Source organism: Streptomyces sp. NPDC058326 (assembly GCF_042879855.1).
Taxonomy (GTDB): domain Bacteria; phylum Actinomycetota; class Actinomycetes; order Streptomycetales; family Streptomycetaceae; genus Streptomyces.
On the sequence record NZ_JBHVZO010000006.1, the window covers coordinates 289,904 to 309,528 of the forward strand.

General features: G+C 73.7%; 13 protein-coding genes. 8 read left to right on the forward strand and 5 right to left on the reverse strand.

Annotation, left to right across the window (positions count from 1 at the left end; translation table 11 throughout):
* Positions 1 to 100: 100 nt before the first annotated feature.
* Positions 101 to 4,990 carry a hypothetical protein gene (locus ACFVYX_RS15080; RefSeq protein WP_389681781.1) on the reverse strand — a complete coding sequence of 1,630 codons (4,890 nt, stop codon included), beginning with the start codon at positions 4,988 to 4,990 and terminating at the stop codon, positions 101 to 103.
* 197 nt (positions 4,991 to 5,187) lie between these two features.
* On the opposite strand from ACFVYX_RS15080, the gene ACFVYX_RS15085 reads away from it, so the two are divergent.
* On the forward strand, positions 5,188 to 6,213 hold the full coding sequence (locus ACFVYX_RS15085; protein ID WP_389681782.1) for a LacI family DNA-binding transcriptional regulator: 1,026 nt from the start codon (positions 5,188 to 5,190) through the stop codon (positions 6,211 to 6,213).
* Positions 6,214 to 6,274: 61 nt separating this feature from the next.
* On the opposite strand, the gene ACFVYX_RS15090 is transcribed toward ACFVYX_RS15085, so the two are convergent.
* Positions 6,275 to 9,052 (reverse strand): glycosyl hydrolase, encoded by a 2,778-nt coding sequence (locus tag ACFVYX_RS15090; protein ID WP_389681783.1) that lies wholly within the window; start codon positions 9,050 to 9,052, stop codon positions 6,275 to 6,277.
* Positions 9,053 to 9,336: 284 nt separating this feature from the next.
* Here ACFVYX_RS15090 and ACFVYX_RS15095 point away from each other — a divergent pair, with 284 nt between their 5' ends.
* The 4 genes from ACFVYX_RS15095 (at position 9,337) to ACFVYX_RS15110 (ending at position 14,102) form a co-directional block, all read left to right on the forward strand.
* Positions 9,337 to 10,641 carry an extracellular solute-binding protein gene (locus ACFVYX_RS15095; RefSeq protein WP_389681784.1) on the forward strand — a complete coding sequence of 435 codons (1,305 nt, stop codon included), beginning with the start codon at positions 9,337 to 9,339 and terminating at the stop codon, positions 10,639 to 10,641.
* A 99-nt stretch (positions 10,642 to 10,740) separates the two neighbouring features.
* Positions 10,741 to 11,706 (forward strand): carbohydrate ABC transporter permease, encoded by a 966-nt coding sequence (locus ACFVYX_RS15100; protein WP_389681785.1) that lies wholly within the window; start codon positions 10,741 to 10,743, stop codon positions 11,704 to 11,706.
* Positions 11,703 to 12,641: a carbohydrate ABC transporter permease gene (locus ACFVYX_RS15105; RefSeq protein ID WP_389681786.1), complete on the forward strand. Its 939-nt coding sequence runs from the start codon at positions 11,703 to 11,705 to the stop codon at positions 12,639 to 12,641. Before ACFVYX_RS15100 ends, ACFVYX_RS15105 begins: the two co-directional genes overlap by 4 nt.
* Before the next feature lie 57 nt (positions 12,642 to 12,698).
* Positions 12,699 to 14,102, forward strand: coding sequence for a GH1 family beta-glucosidase (locus ACFVYX_RS15110; protein ID WP_389681787.1), 1,404 nt, complete (start codon positions 12,699 to 12,701; stop codon positions 14,100 to 14,102).
* A gap of 86 nt (positions 14,103 to 14,188) precedes the next feature.
* Here ACFVYX_RS15110 and ACFVYX_RS15115 read toward each other — a convergent pair whose 3' ends face one another.
* Both ACFVYX_RS15115 and ACFVYX_RS15120 read right to left on the reverse strand, forming a co-directional pair.
* Positions 14,189 to 15,559 (reverse strand): carbohydrate-binding protein, encoded by a 1,371-nt coding sequence (locus ACFVYX_RS15115; protein ID WP_389681788.1) that lies wholly within the window; start codon positions 15,557 to 15,559, stop codon positions 14,189 to 14,191.
* A 241-nt stretch (positions 15,560 to 15,800) separates the two neighbouring features.
* Positions 15,801 to 16,745, reverse strand: coding sequence for a LysR family transcriptional regulator (locus ACFVYX_RS15120; protein WP_389681789.1), 945 nt, complete (start codon positions 16,743 to 16,745; stop codon positions 15,801 to 15,803).
* 211 nt (positions 16,746 to 16,956) lie between these two features.
* Here ACFVYX_RS15120 and ACFVYX_RS15125 point away from each other — a divergent pair, with 211 nt between their 5' ends.
* From ACFVYX_RS15125 to ACFVYX_RS15135, 3 genes are all read left to right on the forward strand, one after another.
* Complete coding sequence (locus ACFVYX_RS15125) at positions 16,957 to 17,622, forward strand: GPP34 family phosphoprotein (RefSeq protein WP_389681790.1); 666 nt, start codon at positions 16,957 to 16,959, stop codon at positions 17,620 to 17,622.
* A gap of 421 nt (positions 17,623 to 18,043) precedes the next feature.
* On the forward strand, positions 18,044 to 18,484 hold the full coding sequence (locus tag ACFVYX_RS15130; RefSeq protein ID WP_389681791.1) for a hypothetical protein: 441 nt from the start codon (positions 18,044 to 18,046) through the stop codon (positions 18,482 to 18,484).
* A 110-nt stretch (positions 18,485 to 18,594) separates the two neighbouring features.
* Positions 18,595 to 18,807: a hypothetical protein gene (locus ACFVYX_RS15135; protein ID WP_389681792.1), complete on the forward strand. Its 213-nt coding sequence runs from the start codon at positions 18,595 to 18,597 to the stop codon at positions 18,805 to 18,807.
* Between the two features lie 36 nt (positions 18,808 to 18,843).
* Here the strand turns inward: ACFVYX_RS15135 and ACFVYX_RS15140 are convergent, their stop codons facing one another.
* On the reverse strand, positions 18,844 to 19,566 hold the full coding sequence (locus ACFVYX_RS15140) for a TetR/AcrR family transcriptional regulator (RefSeq protein ID WP_389681793.1): 723 nt from the start codon (positions 19,564 to 19,566) through the stop codon (positions 18,844 to 18,846).
* Positions 19,567 to 19,625 lie beyond the last annotated feature (59 nt).

A 19,625-nucleotide genomic window follows, 5' to 3' on the forward strand; every position in this document is an offset into this window, starting at 1 on the left:
CCCGTCCCCTGATCGGAGCCGGGGCGCCCCCCTGCCTCCGGGCCGGTGGCACCACCCTCTCGTCGGAGCCGGTGTCACTGCCCCCTCCTCGGGCCCGCCGTCACCCGCCGCGCCGCTCCCACGCCTCGGCGAACATCTCGTGGAGCGGCGCCGCCGGCAGGATCCGCAGGAACGGTCCACGGATCTGGTCCCGCCACAGCGGGCGCACCAGGTGGCTTGCCAGTTTCACGGTCTCCAGCGGCAGGTGCGGTGCCTTGAGCTCGGTCCACCCGCCGGGCAGGAACAGGGTCCGGCCGGCCCGCGCCCGCTTGGCCTCGATCACCGCGCCGCTGGTGAGGAGTTCCGCCCGGACCTCCGCGTGGCGCTTGGTCGTCCAGCCGTTCCAGCGGCGCACGTTCCGGTCGGTGGGCGCGGCGAGGGTCGCCAGCTGGAGGTACAGCGCGGCCGCGTCCGGGCCCACGCCCAGCTCCTCGGCCGCACGCTCGACCAGTTCGGGGCAGGAATGGCGCGGATCCGCCTCGTACGCGCCGTCCCGTACCGCTCCCGAACCGGCCCTCCTCATCATCCGGTCGAGGCCTCCTCCGGGGAGGAGCGGCGCGAACCGGTCGAGTTGCTCGGCGAGGTCGGTGATCTCGCGGACCCGCCGCCACACCTCGGGGTCGGCGACCTGCGCGGGCCGCAGGAAGGCGGCGCCGCCGGGATCGCACACCACCAGCGGGCCGGAGTCGTACGCGGTGACGGGAGGCCGCTCGCCCTCCTCCTCCTTGCGGCGGGCCATCGACACGGGGATCCGCTCGGGCCCGAACCGCTCGGCGATCGGCACCGAGCTGTCCTGGATCCGCCCGTCGACCAGTTCCACGAGCAGTTCGGGACGGGCCAGTTCGGCTCGCAGCCGCTCGTACAGGGCGGTCGCTCCGGCCATCGCGGGGTCGCCGACGGGCCGGTCGGTCCACGCCCACACCAGTGCGCTCGCGATCAGGCCGATCGGGAGACCCACGGGGGTGCCGTACCGCACCTCGGTTCCCTCCGGCGGCAGGGCCCTCACCTCCACCGCCGAGCCGTACGCGCGCGCGGCGAGCTCCCAGCCGGCCGCCGGCACCGTCGCGTCCTCGGCGGCCTCGTAGCCGCCCGCGAGGCGTCGTGCCCACACCTCGGAGAGCCCCAGGTCGGTCTCCAGGGAATCGGCCGCCTCGTCGTGCACGGCGGGCAGCACGCCGACCAGCTCCCGCCACCCGGCGGCCATCCGCTCGACGGCCGCCTCGACCCCGCCCGCCCGCCACAACTCGGCCGGGTCGTCCGGCAGGGCCGCGGCCAGGACGGCCCTGCGGCCCGCGGCCCCGAGGCGCCCGCGCACCTGCTCGTAGAACTCGATCGCCTTCGGAGTCGCCCTGTACGGTGCCTTGCGGGCGAGAGCGCGGCCCTCGTCCCGGCCTGGCCGGCCGACCAGACCGGCGACGACGAGCCTGGCCACCGGCCACCGTACGCCCGTCAGTTCGGCGAAACGCGCGGCCGCCGTCTCCGGTACGGCGACGGGGCCGTGGGCGTCGATCGCCGCGAGCAGCGCCCGCAGCCGGGCCGCGTCGTCCCGCTCGACTTCTACGAGCCGGGCCTCCGGGAAGGCCGCCGGGACGGGGTCGGCGTCCGGCTCCCGGGCGGCGGGCGCGACGAACCAGCACGCTGTCCCACCGTCCCAGACCGCGGCCGAGGCCGCGGCCGTGCCGCCCTCCCGCAACCCGTCCAGGGTTCCGGCGTCGGTCGTACCGCCCACCCACCAGCGGCTGCCCGCGCGGGCGAACGGTTGCTCGGCCCAGGTGTCCAGGAGCGCGAGCAGCGCGGTCCGGTCCTCGTCCGGGGTCGGTGCCACCGCCGCCCGCCAGGCGACGGCGTCGATCGCGCCGAGCAGTTGCGACCAGTCGTGCGGCGGCGCGGGCGGGGAAAGCCGCCGTACCTCCTCCACGATCGTCCCGGTCAGGCAGGCGCCGTCGGCGGCAAGGGCGCTCAGGGTCGCCGGCAGGGCCACGTCACTGGTCCGGCGCCAGGTGTCGCGCCCGCCCTCGGCGACGAGACCGAAGAGGGCGGGAACCAGTTCGGTGTCCGGCGCGGTCCGCCGGGGCGGAGCGGGCGGCGCCTCGGCGAGCAGGGTGACCCGCCGGTGCAGGGCGCGCCGCCGCTCCTCCACCCGGGCGGCGCGCCCGGCCACCGCGGCGACGGCCTCGCGGAGCACCGGGTCGGTGATCTCCGGCAGCTCCCGCGTCACGGCGGCGCGCAGCGCCTCCGCGTCGCCGTCGAGGGCGGCGGCCAGGAGCCTGTCGGCCGTCGCGCGCCCCACCGTGCGCAGCGCCCGGGAGCCGGCCGTGTCCCGGGTCCGCAGCAGGTACCAGAAGGCGGGGGGCAGGGCCGCACCAGGGGATCTGGTGACCCCTCGGTTCCGCCTCCCCCGGCGGTTCCGGGGCGGCTCGAGCCCGTCCAGCTCCCACAGCAGGGATCCACTCGCGGTGTACGCGCGGACGCCCGTCCTGGTCTCCGCCTCGGCGAGGACCACGTCCTCCACCGCGTCCTCAGCCGCTCTCTCCGGCGGCGCCCACAGCCCCCAGGGCTCCTGGCCGGGCCGGTCGATGTCGAAGCGGGCCGTACGCCCGTCGACGCTCTCCAGGAGGAAGTGGTCGGGCGCGTTGTCGCGGTACTTGGTGCGGTAGAGGATCCGCGTGCCGACGAGCCCGTCCCGGCTGCCCAGCGGGGAATCGGCCAGGCCCGCGGGCAGCGGCGCCAGCTGCAGGGCCTCGCGGGCGAGGGACATGCCGGTCTCGGACGGTTCCGCGGCCGGATCGGGGTTCGGGGAGCGGCCGGGGAAGTCCGGTAGCGGTGTCGCTCCCCGCCGCTCGCCGGTGACCGGGTCCACGACCTCCCACGGCTGCCGTCCGTAGACGGCGTTGGTCCAGATCCGGGAGCCGTCGGAGAGTTGCAGCTCGTCCCGGTCGACCCCCACCGTGTCTCCGGGGCGCGTCACATGGAAGCCTCCGTGGCGGCCACCCCCGTCGGCGGTCTCGAACTGGAAGCCGTAGGCGCCGTCCAGACTGCCGCCGAAGGGAACGAGGCCGCCCAGTTCGGTCGGGGTGAACGGCTCGTCGGGGCGGTCCGCCCAGACGGCGACGTCGCAGTAGTACGGGTTCCGCTTGAGGCTCCAGCTCACCAGGAAGGAGCCGCCCACGTAGTGGACGGCGAACATGGTCGCGTCCTCCGGCACGGTGAACCGGCAGGAGCCGCGCACTCCGTGGGGGTCGACGGCGACGGCCCGGTCGCGCCCGAACACCGTGAGCACCGGCCAGGTGCAGGTCACGCCCTCCACACCGGGCAGTACGGAGTCGCCGAGCGCTCCGGCGACGGAGCCTCCTTCCGACGCCTCCGGCGCTCGCGTCGCGCCGGGGAGCGCCGTCCCGGCCGCCGCGCCCGACGCCGAGCCGTCGACCACCGGTCCGTCGGCCGCCCCGCCGGCCGCCGCCTCGCGAGCCGCGTCCTCCGCGAACCGCGCGTACACCGACTCCAGGGCCGGCCAGGCCAGTTCCTCCGGGAGTCCGGCCGCGAGCGAGCGCCGCAGGGCGCCTCCGGCGGAGGCGTCCGCGAGGGCGTCGGCGATTCCGCCGAGCGCCGTCACCGTCGGCCGGTCGAGCAGCGTCTCCAGCTCGGTCACGGCCTCCTCGGCCCCCGCCATGCCGCCGCCCCCGACGGTGTCGACGAGCTTGCCGACCCGCCCCGCCACCTCGTGGGCGATCCCCTCGTTACCCGGGAGCAGCGTCACCGCGCTGCCGGGCTTGCGCCCGCGCACCCCGAACCCGTCGGGCAGCAGACCCGCGTGCACGGTTCCTTCGAGACGGCGGCCGAACACCGGGTCGGCCGCGAGCGCGACGAGATCACGCCGGGACCGTTCGCCCCAGAAGCGCATCCGCGTCTCCGGGCCCGGGTCGACGACCGTGACCCCGGCCGCCAGGCAGGCGTCGAGGACGTCCGCGTCGAAGCCCTTGTAGTGGTGCCGGGTCGTGTGCACGGTCACGGCGTGGCCGGCCGCCCGCAGACGCGGCCCCAGCCGGCCCACCAGGTCGAGGAACTCCGGCGGCAGCTGCTGCCGTCCGACACCGCCCCGGGGCTGCCTGGCGTACTGGTACATGTGGACGAAGTGCCCGACCCAGCGGTGCAGTCCGCCCTCCGGTACGACCCGTCCGGCTTCCATCGCCTCCGTCGCGCCGCAGCCGATCAGCATCCGCAGCCACGCCCCGCCGTCGGTGACGCTCTCCGGGAAGACCTCGACGAGACCGGCGGCGACCTCGTCCGTCGGCGGATGGGCCGTCAGGACCGGCTCGGCGGCGGTCAGAAGCGCGTCCGGCACGGACTTCTTCCGGGACACCGACACGATGGCGCCGACGACCCGCGCGACCTCGTCCTCCCCGTGCCCGGCTGCCTTGGCGGAGGCCCGCACCCGGCGCACGAGATCCGCCGGCAGGTCCGCCTTCGAGGCCGCCCACGCGGTCAGGAACTCGCCCAGGGCCGCGTACGCCTCGGCGGGCTCCAGGGTCTCGGCGAGGAACTTCTGGTGAGCCCCGAACTCCTTGGCCGGCATGGCCCCGCCCTTGGCGAACAGCAGCCCGTTGGCCCGTCGGTAGGCGGGGTCCACCGGCAGGCCGTGCTGGGCCTCGGCCGCCCGAGCCGCCACGTACGCCCGGCCGCCCGGCCGGCTCCCGTAACCGATCAGCCGGTGGCCCACGGTGTCCCAGAACCACGGCAGGTGCGCCGGCGGCAGCCGCCGCGCGTGCCACGCCATCGCGTCGACGAACGCGCCGGGCTTCTGCCAGGACCGGTTGAGCTCGGCACCCATGTCCTCGACCAGCCCGCGCGCCGTCGCGGCCGCGTCCGGGTCGTGGGCGGCGACCCAGTCGGCGTACGCGGTCGAGGTGTGCGTACCGTCGGTGGGCAACAGGGATTCGAGCGAGGTGATCATGCTTCGGATCGTCGCACGCCCTACTGACACCGCTGCCGGGAGGTGGCGGTCGAGCCCCTGGGCCCAGACGCTTGGGAGCGCTCTCAGAAGTCCGGGGCTGCGGATATCCTGATCCTGAGCCACGAGAACCCACAGAACCGACCACACCCCGCAGACCCAGACCGCAGACCGTGCCGCACAGCCGAGGAGCGCCCGCCTTGCCCGAGCAGACCACGGGGCCCCGCCCCACGCTGGAAGCCGTCGCCGCTCGCGCCGGCGTGTCCCGCGCCACGGCCTCCCGGGTCGTCAACGGGGGTGCGGGCGTGCGTCCTCCGCTGGTCGAGAAGGTGCGCAGGGCCGTCGACGAGCTCGGTTACGTGCCCAACCACGCCGCTCGTACGCTGGTCACCCGGCGGAACGGCGCGGTGGCCGTGATCATCGCCGAGCCCGAGTTCCGGATCTTCTCCGACCCGTTCTTCGAGCAGCAGGTACGGGGCATCAGCCGGGAGCTGACGGTGCACGACGCCCAGCTGGTGCTGCTGTGGGTGGAGGGACCCGGGGACCACGAGCGGATCGCCCGCTATCTCGGCGGGGGGCATGTCGACGGCGCGCTCGCGTTCTCGCTGCACAGCGACGACGCGCTGCCGGCGGTGATCGAGGGGGCGCGGATCCCGGTGGTCCTGGGCGGGCGGCCCGCCCCCGGTATCGATCCGGCCGTGCCGTTCGTCGACTGCGACAACCGCGGCGGGGCCCGCGAGGCGGTGCGGCACCTGGTGGACCGTGGGTGCCGGAGCATCGCCCACATCTCCGGTCCCGCCGACCAGACCTCGGCGATCGACCGGCTGCACGGCTACCGGGACGTCCTCATGGACGCGGATCCGGCGTTGCTGTGCCCGGGCGACTTCACGGAGGAGAGCGGCGCGCGCGCCATGGCGGAGCTCCTCGACCGGCGGCCGGACGTCGACGGGGTGTTCGTCGCCAACGACCTGATGGCCTCGGGTGCGCTGCGGACCCTGCGGGGGCGGGGCGTACGGGTGCCCGAGGACGTGGCGGTCGTGGGCTTCGACGACATGGCCTCGGTGGTCGGCGGTACCTCTCCCGCCCTGACCACCGTGCACCAGGACATCGAGGGGATGGGCCGGCTCATGGTGAAGCTGCTCATGCGGCGGCTCGACGGGACGGGGCCCGAGATCCCGGGCTCCGTGATCACCCCGACCTCGCTGGTCCGCCGCGACTCGGCCTGACCGCGGACGCGAGGCGGCGGGCCCGGGTGAGGAGGATCCCGGACCCGCCGCCGTACACCGGTCAGTCGTACGGGATGACCACCACCGACCGGTCGGTGCCGGTCTGGAGCCGCGCGTCGCCGTTGCCGATGGCGCTCCAGACCTCAAGGCGGACCGTGCCGCCGTTCAGGTTGCCGAGCGTTCCGGTGGCGGACTTCAGACCGCGGGACTGGGCGTACTCCTCCCAGCCGGTGACCGGGTCGGTGGCGAAGTAGTGGTACGTCTCCGTCCGTTCGAAGGTGCCGTCGCCGGTGAGGTCGTAGCTGATCCGGGCCTGCTGGCCGAGTCCGACGGTCGTGCCGGCGTCGACCTGGAGACGGAAGGCGGTGGAGCCGCCCGCCCTGAGTGTGCCGTTGACTCCCCTGGCCTCGTAGACGAGCGGCCGGTTCGGCGTCCCGTCGTGGTTGCCGCCCTGGGCCGAGGCGATGGTGTCGCTGCCCGCCGTTGCGCCGGTGGCCGTGGTGAGCGCGCCGCCGGTGCGCAGCTGGAAGGTGTTGCCGGTGCCCGGCTCCGGGTCCGGGTCGGGGCCGGGGCCGCCGGTTCCCGTGCCCTTGGCGGTGGAACGCGCCGGTACGGAGAGGGACTTGCCGTCCGAGAAGGTGACGGTGCGGGCGGTCGACCCGTGGTTGTGGGCCACGTACGTGCGGGTGGTGCCCTTGGCGAAGACGGCCGAGGTGGGGATGGATCCGGTGACCGTGGCGTCGGGCGCGCCGAGGGTGTCGAGCGCGGTGAGCCAGTGGTAGGTGTGGGCCTTGGACTCGCCCGCCTCCGGGGTGTACCCGGCGTGGCCGGCGTCCCACTTGGCCTTGGCGGCGCCGGGGTCGGCGAAGGACTGGAACTCCCAGAGGATGTCGCGCCATTCGACGGCGGGTCCGCCGTTCTCGCGTTCCATCTCGGCGATGTTGCGCCGGACGGCGTCCTTGTGGCCGCCGAGGTGCAGTGAACCTCCGGTCACCGGAAGGACGTTGATGCCGTGGATCTCCTCGGGGTTGGCGGTCCACCAGGTGGCGTAGGCGCCGCCGCTGCCCCACACCATGCCCACGGTGTCGTGCTGGAAGGCCCCGGGGAACACCTGCTGGTCGGCGTCGAACCAGTACTGGGCGATGGCCTCGCCCTCGGTGGTCAGCAGATAGGTGCCGAGGTCGCGGAGCTGGGTGTTGCCGGTGGCCGAGCCCCAGAGGACGAGGGCGGCGCTGAGGTTGGTCGACTCGGAGGACGACTCCTGGTTGTTGCCGGCGGCGAAGCCCTGGTGGCCGCTGGCCCAGCTGTGTCCGGCGTAGACGTCGAAGCCGCGGAGGAAGGGGTAGGCGGCGTCGGTACGGCTGGGGTTGGCGGTGTCGCGGACCAGGGTCTTCACCATGGCGCCCCAGGCGGAGTCGGCCGCCCAGGCCGCGTCGTACTGGGCGACGATCGCGGCGGCGTACACGTAGTAGCCGTAGTGGAAGTGGTGGTCGTTGAGTTCGGTGTCGCTGCCGTACGAGGCCGGGTAGCCGGTGAGGGTCTTCCAGGCCGCGTCGTAGGAGAACTCGCTCGCTCCTCCGGCCGTGAACCAGTCCTGGAGGCGGCCCTTGATCTGGCCGAGGAGCTTGTCACGGAGCGCGGTCTCGCCGATCTGGTCGGCGAGCGGCACCAGCTGGGCAAGCTTGCCGAGCGCCTTGCCGGTCCAGTAGGTGTCGACGGCGCCGGAGAAGGGGTCGGCGGAGTTCGCGACCTCGTTCAGGTAGCCGCGCAGCCGGGCGGTGTCCGCGCCGGTGCCGCCCGGCAGGCCGGGCAGGGTGGCGGCGGCCTTCTGGGTGGTGGTGAAGCTCGCCGCCTCGCGGACCTTCATGGTGCCGCGCGGCGAGACGTACGTGTACGGGGTGAGCGGGTCCGCGGTGTGCAGCCACTGGTGCCGGTAGAGCGCCTGGAGGGTGCCGCGCTCGGTGCCTTCCTTGGCCTCGGTGGTGAGGGTGTAGGAGGCGCGGACGGTGCCGGCGTCGTAGCTCCAGTTCACGGTGGAGCCGGTGACGAAGCTGTAGGCGTACTTCCGGTAGGTCGCGAGCGCGCCGGTGGAGGGGAGGATGGCGACGGAGAAGTAGTCCTTGCCGCCGAGGCCCGCGGTGAGGGTGGAGCCGGAGACGTTCCAGTCGGTGCCGGTGGGCGCGAAGAGGGCGTAGTGGTGACCGGCGACGGTGATGCCGAGGACGTTGCCCTGGTCCGCGAAGACGGTGGGCGCGGTGGCGGTGGTGACGCGGGCGTCGCCGCCGGTGCCCTTGGCGTACACGAAGGGCATGCCGTGGCCGATGGTGGTCCGCAGCGTGCGTGCTCCGTCGGACCAGTAGGGGGTGACGGTCCAGTCGGACCAGGCGTCGGCCTTCGCGTCGGGGGAGTTGAGACCGGTGAGGCCGAGGGTGAGGTCCCGCTTGTGGGCGAACTCGTACTGCCGTCCGTCGCCGACGATCGCGGGGCTGGTCGGGTAGCCGAGTTCGAGGCCGCCGGCGACGGCCTGGTAAGTGAGCGGGTGCCCGTACATGGGGGTGGAGTACGGGTTGTCGCCGTACCGCTGGAAGGCGAGGGAGGACCACCAGTCGTTGGTGGGGACCGGCTTGCCCTGGGCGGCGGGGGTGACCTTGGGGGTGACCGGTGCGCCGGTGTTGGTGGTGGGGCCGGAGGTTCCGGCGGGGCGGGTGTCGGAGTAGCTTCCGGCGCCCGTGGGGACGGGGGCGGCGGCCGCGGGGGCGGCGGCGGGGCCGAGTCCCAGGGCGGCGAGGGCGGAGACCAGGACCAGCGCGGCGGCCGGCCTGGTGCGGGGGGCTGGCATGAACGGCACCTCATGTCGTCGCGACGAGTGGGGGCACGGAGGACCGTGCGGGGAGGGACGACGAGCATCGGAGAGACCCAGAGAGCGCTCTCAGATCGCCGGAAACGTAGAACCGCCGAAACATGTGTGTCAAGAGGTTGAACACAGCGAGGAGTTGCCGCCCCTTCTCGTCCGTTACGCCTTCGAGCCTTGACGGATGACCTTCTCCACAGGCACGCTCCCCCCGCACGCTTGAGAGCGCTCTCAGCTGTTCTCGCTCGTTCCGGAGCCAAGGGAGGCTTCCCATGCCCATCGCCCGAGCCGCCAAGAGAGCCGTCGCCCGCCTGGGTGCGGTCACGCTCGCCGGGGCCCTGCTCGCCGCCTGCGGCGGATCGACGGACGACTCGTCCTCGGACAGCGCGGGAGGGAAGGTCACGGTCACCGTCGACCTCTTCGGCTCCTTCGGGTACAAGGAGGCCGGGCTGTACGCCGAGTACGAGAAGCTCCACCCCGGCGTCACCATCAAGCAGACGGACACGGAGGACGAGGCCGACTACTGGAAGTCCCTCCAGACCCGCCTGGCCGGTGGCGCCGGCCTCGCCGACGTCCAGGGCATCGAGGTCGGCCGGATCGCCTCCGTCACCCAGCAGCAGGCCGATCGGTTCGAGGACCTGCGGAAGTACGGCGCGGACGCGCTCAAGGACCAGTTCGCCCCCGCCAAGTGGGCGGCCGCCACCGGCAAGGGCGGCGAGGTCCTCGGACTCGGCACGGACGTGGGCCCGGAGGCGATGTGCTACCGCACCGACCTCTTCGAGCAGGCCGGACTGCCGACCGACCGCGAGGAGCTCGCGAAGAAGTGGGCCACCTGGGACGGCTACCTGGCGCTCGGAAAGCAGTACAAGGCGAAGGCCCCCGGGAAGAGCGCCTGGCTCGACAGCGTCGGCAGCCTCTACTCGATCATGATCGGGCAGGAGAAGGAGCGGTACTACGACGCCTCCGGAAAGCTGATATGGGAGGACAACCCCGCCCTGCGCACCGCCTGGGACCACTCCGTCCAGGCCGCCCAGGACGGTCTGAGCGCCAAGCTCGACCAGTGGTCCCCGCAGTGGAACCAGGCGTTCGCGGCCGGCTCCTTCGCCACCATCCCCTGCCCCGCGTGGATGCTCGGCTACATCAAGGGCCAGACCGGGGAGGCCGGCAAGGGCAAGTGGGACGTCGCCGCACTGCCCGGCGGCGCCGGCAACTGGGGCGGCTCCTACCTGGCCGTGCCGAAGGCGGCGAAGCACAAGAAGGAGGCGTACGAGCTCGTCAAGTGGCTGACCGCGCCCGAGCAGCAGACCAGGCTCTTCGAGAAGCAGGGCAACTTCCCCTCTGCCACCGGCGCGATCGCGAAGGTCGCCGGCGCGAAGGACCCGTTCTTCTCGGACGCCCCGATCGGCCAGATCTTCGGCGAGGCGGCGAAGGCGGCCCCGGTCCAGGTGCTGGGTGTGCACGACCAGAACATCGCGCAGCAGATCACGAACGCGCTGAGCGAGGTCGAGCGGAAGGGCACCTCGCCCGAGAAGGCCTGGTCGAACGCCAAGAAGGGCGTCGAGAACACGATCGGCTGACGCCACCGCCGTCGGCCGTGCTCCCACGGGCGCCCGCCCCGCGACCCCCGCGCCGGGCGCCCCCCGCCCCCTCCCCCGTACCCTCCGAAGGGCCGCACCGTGACCCTCACCGCATCCGAGACCCCGGCGCCGCCGAAGCCGGTCCCGCCGCCCACGCGGCGGGGGTCCGTCCGGCGGGCCTGGCAGACGTTCTCGCCGTACGCCTACCTCGCCCCGTTCTTCACCCTGTTCGCCGCCTTCGGTCTCTTCCCGCTGATCTACACGGCCTTCGTCTCGCTGTACCGGGTGGAGCTCCAGACGCCCGGCGACATGGAGTGGCGCGGACTCGGCAACTACACCGCGCTCTTCGGCGACGAGTACTTCTGGATCTCGCTGCGCAACACCTTCACCATCGGTGTGCTCTCCACCGTTCCGCAGCTGGTCATGGCGCTCGGGCTCGCGCACCTCCTGAACTACCGCATGCGCGGCCGCACCTTCCTGCGGACCGCCGTCCTCCTGCCGTACGCGACCTCGGTGGCCGCCGCCACCCTCGTCTTCGCCCAGCTCTTCGGCCGCGACTTCGGCCTGATCAACTACGCGCTCGGCCTGGTCGGCATCGACCCCGTCGACTGGCAGAACGGCACGGTCGCCTCGCAGATCGCCGTCTCCACGGTCGTCATCTGGCGCTGGACCGGATACAACGCGCTGATCTACCTGGCCGGCATGCAGTCCATCCCGAACGAGCTGTACGAGGCGGCCGCGATGGACGGCGCCTCACGGTGGCGCCAGTTCTTCCACGTCACACTGCCGGGCCTGCGGCCCACGATCCTGTTCACCGTCATCGTGTCGACGATCGGCGCGACCCAGCTGTTCGGTGAGCCGCTGCTGCTCGAAGGGTCCATCTCGGGCGGCATCTCGCACCAGTACCAGACCCTCGGCCTGTACATGTACGAGCAGGGCTGGGGCTTCTTCCATCTGGGGCGGGCCGCCGCCATCGCCTGGGTGATGTTCCTGCTCATCGTGGTGCTCGTCGGGGTCAACGCCCTGATCGCGCGCCGCCGTTCCCGCAAGGAGGCCGGCCGATGACCGCGCCGATCGCCCCGGCCCCGGTCCCCTCGCCGCAGGGCCCCGCCGAGCCGACGACCGCTCCCCCGGCCACCGTACGCGCGCGTGGGCCCCGGCGCGGGGCCTCCCGGGCGGGCCGGACCCTGCACGCCGGTCCGCTCGCCTACGCGATCCTGGTCGTCGCCGTGCTCTTCTCCGCCTTCCCGTTCTACTGGACGATCGTCGCCGCGAGCCGCTCCAACGCCGACCTGGCGAAGGTCCCGCCGGCCCTGCTGCCAGGACCGAACCTGATCAAGAACTTCGAGGCGGTCCTCGAAGAGGCGGACATCGGCAAGGCACTGCTCAACTCGCTGATCGTCTCCGGGTCGATCACCCTCGGCACCGTGCTGTGCTGCACGCTCGCCGGGTTCGCCTTCGCCAAGCTCCGGTTCCGGGGCCGGGGCGCGCTGCTCGCGGTCACCGTCGGCACCATGATGATCCCGCCGCAGCTGGGGGTGATCCCGCTGTTCATGCTGATCGCCGAGCTCGGCTGGGTGAACCAGCTCCAGGCGGTGATCCTGCCCGGCCTGGTGTCCGCCTTCGGGGTGTTCTTCATGCGCCAGTACCTCGTACAGGCGCTGCCCGACGAACTGATCGAGGCCGCCCGGGTCGACGGCGCCTCCACCGCCCGGATCTTCTGGTCGATCGTGGTGCCGATCGCGCGGCCCGGCATGGCCGTGCTCGGCCTCCTCACCTTCATGGCCGCGTGGAACGACTTCTTCTGGCCGGTCGTCGCCCTCACCTCGTCCGAGCCCACCGTCCAGGTCGCCCTGCGCCAGCTCGGCGGCGGCTACGTCCACGACCAGTCCGTGATCATGGCGGGCACGCTGCTCGGCACCCTGCCGGTCCTGCTGGTCTTCGGCCTCCTCGGCCGTCAGATCGTCGGCGGAATCATGCAGGGCGCCGTCAAGGGCTGACCGACGCGCCGCCCGCCGTATCCCCCAAGACGTCTCACTCCAGGGAGTTCCCACCCCATGACCGCGCTCGACGCCCGCACCGGCACGACGACCGTCCTCCGCTTCCCCGAGGGTTTCCGCTGGGGCACCGCCACAGCCGCGTACCAGATCGAGGGCGCGGCGGGAGAGGACGGCCGCACCCCCTCCATCTGGGACACCTTCAGCCGTACGCCAGGCAAGGTGCGCAACGGCGACACCGGTGACATCGCCGCCGACCACTACCACCGGGTCGACGAGGACGTCGCGCTGATGAAGCGGCTCGGCGTCACCGACTACCGCTTCTCGGTCGCCTGGCCCCGGGTCCAGCCCACCGGGCGGGGCCCCGCCGTCCGCAAGGGCCTGGACTTCTACGGTCGCCTCGTCGACCGGCTCCTGGACGCCGGGATCCGGCCGGTGGCGACGCTCTACCACTGGGACCTGCCGCAGGAACTGGAGGACGCGGGCGGCTGGCCGCACCGGGAGACCGCGTACCGGTTCGCCGAATACGCGGGCATCATGGCGGACGCCCTGGGCGACCGGGTCGCGACCTGGACCACGCTCAACGAGCCCTGGTGCGCGGCCTTCCTCGGCTACGGCAACGGCGTGCACGCCCCGGGCCGCACCAGCGACCTCGCCGCGCTGCGCGCCGCCCACCACCTCAACCTGGCGCACGGGCTCGGGGCGCGTGCGCTGCGGGGGGCGCTGCCCGGCTCGGCGGAGGTGTCCCTGACCCTCAACCTCCATGCCGTACGGGCCCTGTCGGCGGCCCCCGAGGACGTGGACGCGGCCCGCCGGATCGACGCGGTCGGCAACCGGATCTTCCTCGACCCCGTCTTCCACGGCCGGCTCCCCGAGGATCTGGTCCGCGACACGGCCGCGGTGACGGACTGGTCCTTCGTGCGGGACGGCGACCTGGCGACGGCGGCCGCGCCGCTCGACTCGCTCGGCATCAACTACTACTCGCCGTCCGTCGTCGCGGCGGGCACCTCCGAGTCGCCGTCGCCGTGGGCCGGAGCGGAGCGGCACGTCCGGTTCGAGCCCGCGCCCGGTCCGCGCACCGCGATGGACTGGCCGGTGGACGCCGGCGGTCTGCACGAGCTGCTGATCCGGCTGCGGGACGAACTGCCGGGCGTACCGCTGGTGATCACGGAGAACGGCGCGGCGTACGAGGACTACGCCGACCCCTCGGGCCAGGTGAAGGACCCGGAGCGGGTGGCGTACCTCCACGGGCATCTGACGGCGGTGCACCGCGCCCTCGCGGACGGCGCGGACGTCCGGGGGTACTTCCTGTGGTCGCTCCTGGACAACTTCGAGTGGGCGTACGGCTACAGCAAGCGGTTCGGCATCGTGCACGTGGACTTCCCGTCGCAGCGCAGGACGCTCAAGGACAGCGCCCGCTGGTACGCGGAGGTCATCGCGCGGGGAGGCCTCGGGGAGGCCTGACCGCGGGGACCGCACGGGGAGCCCGTGGGGGGCGCCGCGACACCCCCCACGGGTTCGCGGCGCCCCCGGTCAGCGGCCGGTCCGGCTCACAGGCGCTGCCAGAGCGCCGGCACGTGGGGCGGCTCCCAGCCGGTCTGGGCCTGGTGGCCCTGGAGGCAGCGGTAGCTCGCGCCGCCGTACGTGACGACGTCACCTGCCGCGTAGACCTTGCCGGCCGCCCAGGTGCCGCCCGGCTCCGGTTCGCCGGGCCCGGGGCCCGGGTCGACGCCGGTGGTCCTGAGGGTCAGGCCGTAGTTCTGCAGCAGCGGGTTCAGCGGCTGGAAGTAGGTGGTGCCGCCGCTGGAGCAGTTGCCCGAACCGCCGGAGGTGACGCCCTGGGCCTGGCTGCCGGAGATGTACGAGCCGCCGGAGTCGCCGGGCTCGGCGCAGACCGTCGTGCGGGTGACGCCGGAGATGGTGCCCTCGGGGTAGGTGACGCTCGTGTTGTGCTGCTGCACGGTGCCGCAGTGCCAGCCGGTGGTCGACCCCGAGCGGCAGACGGACGAGCCGACGGGCTGCAGGACCGAGCCGGTCACCTGGACGTTCGCGCCGCCCGCGCCCTTCACGTACGGGGTGGAGGTCCAGCTGGTGTTGGCCGCGACCCAGGCCATGTCCTTGCCGGGGAAGACCGAGCCCTGGAAGCTGCCCTGGGCCACCTGGTTGAACCCGCTGGTGGTGGTGCCGGCGCGGCCGCAGTGGCCGGCGGTGGCGAAGCCCTGGGTGGTGCCCCGTGTGACGGCGAAGCCGACCGAGCAGCGGCCGCCGCCTCCCATGTAGTACGCGTCGCCGCCCCTGATGTCGTACAGCGGGCGGGGCGCCTCTGCGGTGCGGACGACGCGGACGAGGTCACGGGGAACCCCGGCGCTCCCGACGAGCCGCTCGCCCGCCCCCGCTCTGGTCTCCTCGACGACCAGGACGTTGGCGCGTACGTCGACGTAGCGGACGGGCGCGTCGGCGGTGGCGGACCGGTCCAGGGCCTCCTTCGCCCTTTCCAAGGCGGTCAGACTGTGCGTCACGAGCCGGGCGCGGGCGCCCGAGGCACGTATCGCGGCCGCGTCGGCGGCGCGGGTGGTGGCCACGGTCAGGGTGCCGGCCTCCGCGCCGTCCAGCCACGCGCCCGCGAAGGCGCCGCCCAGACCCTGGCTGAGCCGGGCGGCGGTGGCGCCGGCCTCGGCCTCGTTGGCGAGGCGGGTCAGGGCCTGGGAGTGGGTGAGTCCCAGGTCGCGCCGCATGGCATCGAGCAGTTCGGGCCGGGCGGCATCGGCGCCGAGGGTCTGGGCGGCGGTCCTGACGGTCGCGGTGCGGTGCGGGCCCTGGCCGTCCGGGGCAGCGGCGGCGGAGCCGGCCTGGAGTCCGGTCAGCGCCATTCCGGCGGCGACGAGGGCGGTACACGCCGTGCGGGCGTGTCGTCGGAGCATGGGGTGTCTCCTCGGTGCTCGGTTCTCGGTGGGGGTCTGGTGGAACCGTAGGGAGACCGAGGAGCGTGCGGCAGTTGCCGCTCGGCCCCTGCCATCGCGTTATGCCGGGGGTCTTCACGTCCCTGCCGTGGCGTCACGCCGGGGTGCTCACGTCACTGCCGTGGCGTCATGCCGGGGGTGCTCACGTCCCTGCCATGGCGTCACGCCGGGGGCGTCCCCGGCGGTCGGGAGCGGCTGGGGGTCACCGCGGGCCGCTCTCCCGCACGGGTGCGGGCGTCCGGCCGGCGCTGGTGGCCAGCGCCTCGGCGTGCGCGGCCCGGATGTGCCCGAGCACGGTGGCGGCGCGCCCGGCAGCTCGTCCCTCGGGATGCCAGCCCAGCAGGTGCCGCCAGACGAGCGGGGTACCGGCGAGGGGGCGGGTGACGAGACCCGGGGTGACGGGGAAGGTGGCCCGGCAGAGGCCCACGGCCCGGCCGACCCGCACCAGATGCACACAGGAGGCGGTGTCCGTCTCGTACACGCAGGCCGGGGTGAACCCGGCCCGGACGCAGGCGGCCGCGAAGCAGTCGCCGAAGCAGCCGTCGCCGGGTACGTCGGTCCAGGCCTCCGCCGCGAGTTCGGCCAGGTCGATCTCGGTGCGGGGCGCGAGCGGGTGGTCGGCGGCCAGCATCACGTACACCGGGTCGCGGGCGACCTCCGTCCACGCGAGGCGTCCCGCCTCGGGCGGACCGCTCTCCCCGCAGACGCCGACGAGGGCGAAGTCGAGCCGGCCGCAGGCGACCCCGCCGGCGATCTCACGCTCCGACCAGGAGGTGTACGTGGTGACCGGCGCCCCGGGGTCGGTGCGCGCGATCCGGTCGACGAGGCCTCCGAGCAGCGGCCCGTGGGTACCGCCGAGCCGGTAGCCCGCCGCGCCCTCGCGTGCGAAGCGCACCGCTTCCTCCTGCAGTTCGCAGACAGCGGGCAGGACCACGCGGGCGCGTTCGAGGACCAGGTCCCCGAGCGCCGTGGCCCGCACCCCTTCCCGTCCCCGCTCGAACAGCAGTCCTCCCAGGGCCCGTTCGATCCGTTTGAGCTGGGCGCTGAGCGCGGGCTGCGCGAGTCCGAGCGCGGTCGCGGCACGCGTGAGGCTCCCCGCGTCCGCGATGGCCCGGATCGTCTTGAGGTGCCGCAACTCCAAGTCCATACCGAGAGCTTGACGCCCCCGCTCTCTGCGGTCCAGACCAAAGCCGTCCCGTGTCGGTCGCGGCCCGCGGCCTGTCGGGACGGCGCAGGTCACACGGGTCGCCGGTCCGGCTCCGGGAACCAACGGCCCGCTTCGGCCGTCCTCTGGGGCAAGGGTGCCGGCGGATGCAGGGCACCGAGGACGGGCACATGCGGAAGGTCGGGGGTATCGGGTGGCGGTCACGCTCGCGGAGGAGATCATGCTGCTGTCGCTGGACGACGAGTCCGGGGCGGCGAAGGAACGGCAGTCCGCCGCCTGGGCCGTCGCGGGAGGCATCCTGCTCGATCTCGTGCTGGCCGGACGCGTGTCGGTCGACGACGGCCGTGTGAGGGTGACGGACACGACGCCCACCGAGGTGCCGCTCCTCGACGAGCGGCTGCGGCGGCTCACCGACTGGTGCGGCAGGAAGAGCCGGGCTCCGAAGGTCACCGAGTGGCTGACGAAGGACCACGGCAAGGCCGTGAAGGCCACCGTCGAGAGCCTGCGCGAGCGTGGTCTGGTGCGCGAGGAGCAGCACCGGGTGCTCGGGCTCTTCCCCGTCACCCGCTACCCGGAGGCGGACGGCGCCGTCGAGCGCGAACTGCGGGGCAGGCTCGGCGCGGTCCTCCTCGAAGGCACCACCCACAGTGCCCGCACCACGGGCCTCCTCGCCCTGATCCACGGGGCGAAGCTGCACCGCCTCGCCTTCCCCGACGTACCGCGCAAGGAGATCGCGCCGCGCCTCGAGAAGCTGACGGCCGGCGAGTGGGCGGCGGAGGGCGTGCGGCGGGCGATCCGCGACATGCAGGCGGCGATGGTCGCGGTCACGGCAGCGACGCTGGTGACGGTCACCAGCTGAACGCGGACACGTGGCGTTCGGCGTCTCTGCCGGGCGGCGTCCGGGGCGCCCGCCACGCGGGCGCGTCCCGGGGGTGGGCCTCGGTCGGCCCGTGCCGGACGGCCGTGGATCCGGGGCGGGCCCCCACGGCCCGCCCCGAATCCGGTCTGTGCCGACCGGTGTCGGCTGGTCGTCCGTCTGTTGCGGCGGGTACCAGCCGGCTCCCCCTGCGGACGGGCACCATTTTCCCTCGCGTCACTCACGTCTCACTGACGTTCCGCTAACGCGGCGGCGCATCACGGCCCCGGTGGCGTTGGTCCGGCACCGCGTGGCCCCGTGCCGGGTGCGGTTCTCCTTTCTCCGGCGCGTTCGGCGGCCTCGCGGTAGTGTGCTCGCCGTTCCGCACGCGTATCCGCATCTCTTCAGTGAAGCGAGCGAGGCGATGACCGAGCTGGGCCGCACGTACGTGGACGAGTGCCTGAGCGGGAACGGCGGGCGCGCGGGGGCCGTGGCGCGGACCGCGCTTCCGCCGGCCTTCGAGGAGGCCTGGCGGGCGCACCTGCTGCCCCGGCCCTGGTTCGTACGGGCTTCGGAGACCGCCGCCTTCGCCCGGGACCTGGAGGGGCTGTTCGACCTCCTCGTGTCGCTCCCGCTGCGGCTCTTCGGCGGTGACCGCGAGCGGTACGCGGCGGCCCTCGGGATCGGGCCCGCGTTCGCGGCGCTGCTGCGCCGGGGCGGGTCGGGCGTCCCCGCCAGGATGGGCCGCGCGGACACGTACCACGACGGCACGTCGTTCAGGCTCCTGGAGTTCAACCTCGGCAGCGAGGTGGGCGGCCTCCCGCCGCTGTCATCGACCTCTGCCGGGAGCTCAGGGAACGGCTGATCCTCAAGCCGGGCGCCGGTTACGGCGGTCTGGACACCTTCGTCGGCTGGGAGCGCACCGACAGCGAATGGGACGAGGCGCTGGCCTTCGCCGCCGAGCGCGGCGGGTACGTGGTGCAGGAACGTGTGGTGCCCCGGCCCGAGCCGGTGTACGACCCGGCGACCGGCACCGTCGACGACTGGGTGGCGGCCCTGGGCATCTTCCTCACGGACGAGGGCTACGCGGGCGCCCACGCCCGCGCCAACCGCGCCGACGGCGGCGCGATCGTCGGCATGAGCAGCAACCCGGACACCCGGATGGTCGGGGTGTTCTCGCATCCCTAGGAGCCTGACCGGACAGGCCCGAGGGGATCTTGCCGATCAGGTCGGGCCCGTGCCGCCCGTCGTCTCCGGGTGTTGTGCCGTCAGCGCGGCGAGCAGGAGTTCCAGGGCGAAGGGGTAGCCGCTGCCGCTCATGTCGGCGGCGAGGAGCGGGAAGGTCGCGGCGATGTGCGGGTGGCTCTCGGCGGGCAGCCTTCCGTACACCGCGTGCCAGACCGCCTCGTCCGCCTCCCGGGCCGCCTGCGGGAGGGCGAGCGCGGCGGCGTCCTGTGCGGCGAAGGCGAGGGCCTGGTCGACGAAGGCGTGGTAGGCGCGCACCGCGAGCGGGTCCGGGAAGCCCGCCGTGCGGAGGATGCCGAGGATCCGCTCGACGGCGCGGGTCTCGTGGGGGCGGCCGGTGGTGCGGTACGCGGCGAGGACGGCGGCCTGCGGGTGCGACAGGTAGCAGGCGTGGATCCGCAGGCCCATGGAGCGGAGGTCCTCGCGCCAGTCCCCCGTCGCCGTCCAGCCCTCCTGCGCCCGGCCGACGAGTTCGTCCGCGAGGGCCAGGAGCAGGGCGTCGGTGTTGCGGAAGTAGCGGTACAGGGCGCTCGGGTCGGCGCCGAGCGCTGCGCCCAGTCGCCGTACCGAGAGCGCCTCCGCGCCGTGCCGGGCGACCAGGCGGAGCGCCGTGTCGACGATCAGCTGCTCCGAGAGGACGGCGCCCTGCTTGGTGGGGCGGCGGCGCTGCCGGCTGCCTTCGGGGACCACGCGTTCGGACATGGCCGGGACCTTACGTCAACACCTTTGATGTGTAAACGGTCCGCGCGCGGACGGTCCTC

Excerpts from the sequence above, each read along its gene's own strand:
- ACFVYX_RS15105 (WP_389681786.1), top strand. The coding sequence starts at position 11,703 with ATGACCGCGCCGATCGCCCCGGCCCCGGTCCCCTCGCCGCAGGGCCCC.
- ACFVYX_RS15110 (WP_389681787.1), top strand. The coding sequence starts at position 12,699 with ATGACCGCGCTCGACGCCCGCACCGGCACGACGACCGTCCTCCGCTTC.
- ACFVYX_RS15140 (WP_389681793.1), bottom strand. The coding sequence starts at position 19,566 with ATGTCCGAACGCGTGGTCCCCGAAGGCAGCCGGCAGCGCCGCCGCCCC.
- ACFVYX_RS15115 (WP_389681788.1), bottom strand. The coding sequence starts at position 15,559 with ATGCTCCGACGACACGCCCGCACGGCGTGTACCGCCCTCGTCGCCGCC.
- ACFVYX_RS15090 (WP_389681783.1), bottom strand. The coding sequence starts at position 9,052 with ATGCCAGCCCCCCGCACCAGGCCGGCCGCCGCGCTGGTCCTGGTCTCC.
- ACFVYX_RS15120 (WP_389681789.1), bottom strand. The coding sequence starts at position 16,745 with ATGGACTTGGAGTTGCGGCACCTCAAGACGATCCGGGCCATCGCGGAC.
- ACFVYX_RS15095 (WP_389681784.1), top strand. The coding sequence starts at position 9,337 with ATGCCCATCGCCCGAGCCGCCAAGAGAGCCGTCGCCCGCCTGGGTGCG.
- ACFVYX_RS15130 (WP_389681791.1), top strand. The coding sequence starts at position 18,044 with ATGACCGAGCTGGGCCGCACGTACGTGGACGAGTGCCTGAGCGGGAAC.
- ACFVYX_RS15080 (WP_389681781.1), bottom strand. The coding sequence starts at position 4,990 with ATGATCACCTCGCTCGAATCCCTGTTGCCCACCGACGGTACGCACACC.